Origin of the sequence: Pseudooceanicola lipolyticus, from assembly GCF_002786325.1 — a bacterium.
GTDB lineage: Bacteria > Pseudomonadota > Alphaproteobacteria > Rhodobacterales > Rhodobacteraceae > Pseudooceanicola_C > Pseudooceanicola_C lipolyticus.
Genome location: NZ_PGTB01000325.1, coordinates 1 through 1,623, shown reverse-complemented (window position 1 = coordinate 1,623; position 1,623 = coordinate 1). Strand labels below are relative to the sequence as shown.

The 1,623-nt window shown below is 70.4% G+C and carries 1 protein-coding gene and 2 pseudogenes; all 3 read right to left on the bottom strand.

Features of this window, described 5'->3' with window-relative positions; translation table 11 throughout:
* Positions 1–369: pseudogene (locus CVM52_RS25575) on the bottom strand (VWA domain-containing protein); the annotation flags it as partial.
* The gene (locus tag CVM52_RS25570; RefSeq protein ID WP_100165047.1) at positions 366–902 is read right to left on the bottom strand and encodes an RNA polymerase sigma factor; all 537 of its coding nucleotides are present in this window, start codon (positions 900–902) and stop codon (positions 366–368) included. The pseudogene CVM52_RS25575 and the gene CVM52_RS25570, both read right to left, overlap by 4 nt.
* Positions 903–1,142: 240 nt before the next feature.
* A pseudogene (locus CVM52_RS25565) lies at positions 1,143–1,623 on the bottom strand (DNA polymerase III subunit gamma/tau); the annotation flags it as partial.

The window sequence follows — 1,623 nt, the reverse complement described above, 5'->3', positions numbered from 1 at the left end:
GGGGGCCGGGTGCGAGGGCACCGGTTGCGGCTGCGCGGCGTCGCGTTCGGCGATGGGCCGGGCCAGCGTCAGGTCCTGCGGGCGCAGCAGGTCGCGGCCCGCCGGGGATAGTACCACGATCCCCACCGCGACGATGGCCGTGGTCGCCACCAGCCCGCCGCGCGTTGTCAAAGTTGCAAACATGGTCCTCACTCCTGTCCAGAACCCCGAAGCGGGGCGATCGGAACTAGGACGCGCCGCAGCGCGGGATCCTTGGAGGTCTTCGAAATTTTTCTGGGCCAGCGCCAGATGCGCCGCCCGGGTCGCCGGATCGGGGGCAGGGGTGGCGGCCGTCATCGCCGCCTTCAGGTCGTCGAGGTCATCGGTCATGCCTGATCCTCCTTGGCGCGCAGCGCGCCCAGCTGTTTCTTCGCTTCCGAGATGCGCCAGCTGACAGTGCCTTCGGAAATGCCGAGGATCTCGGCCGCGTCCTTATGCGTGACCTCGTCCAGCACCAGGGCCAGGGTGTCGCGCAACTCGTCCTTCAGCTGTCCCATCGCGGCGAGCAGCCAGCCGATCTGGCCGGCGCTGTCTTCCGCCTCGGCGCGGCGGGCCAGTTCCCAGTCGCCCCAGCCTTCGGCGGCCTTGCGGTGGCTGGCCTGCCGGCGGCGGCGGTCATGCGCGGCATTCACCGCGACACGGTAAAGCCAGGTGGAAAACCGCGCCGTGCCCCGGAACCCGGCCAGCTTGGCGGGCAGGGCGGCGCAGATGTCCTGAGTCAGATCCTCGGCCTCGGCCCGGCTGCCGGTCAGGCGGAAGGCCAGCGCGAACAGCCGGTCATAGTGCCGGTCCAGCAGCGCGGCAAAGGCCGCGGCATCGCCGGTGGCGGCCGCGCGGGCCAGCTCCTCGTCAGATGTTTCCATGCGCATCACGTTCCTTGGACGGATGGGCGGGGTCAATCCTTGGCGGTGCGGGCAAAATTTTTGCGCGGTTTGAAACCTGGGGGGCAGGTGGCGGGCCGGTCAGGCGCTCGCCCGGGGCGGCTTTGCCGCTTGATACCGGGCGGGGCGGTACAGTTGCCAGACATCCAGGTTGCGCAGTTGCGCTGCGCTGTTGTTACGGCCGCATTCGGCCGGTCCCGCAGCACCGATCCGCAGGGCGGATCAGTCCTCCTCGAACGGGTCCCATTCGTCCTCGACCTCGGGCAGGGCCTCGGCCACCGCCTCGGCCTCCAGCTCCTGCGCGGTGCGGATGCTGGTGATCTTGGCCTTGGGAAAGCGCGCCAGCACCGCCTGCATCAGCGGATGTGCCTGCGCCTCGGCCCGCAGCGCGTTTTCCTCGGCATCGCGGACTTCGGCAATTGTCGGCTGGCCACCTTCGGACACCACGCTGACACCCCAGCGGTTGCCGCTCCAGCGTTGCAGGGCGCTGCCCAGCCGCTGGGCCAGGTCGCCGGCGGCGCCGGGGGCGGGTTCGAACTCGATGCGGCCGGGCTGATAGCGCACCAGGCGCAGGCCGGTTTCGACCTCGACCAGCAGCTTGACGTCGCGATTGGCGCGGATCAGCTCGACCACATGGCCGAAGGTGGGGAAGCGTGTCAGCGCCTGGTCGGGCGCATCGGCCGGGGCGGCCTGCGGGCCGGCC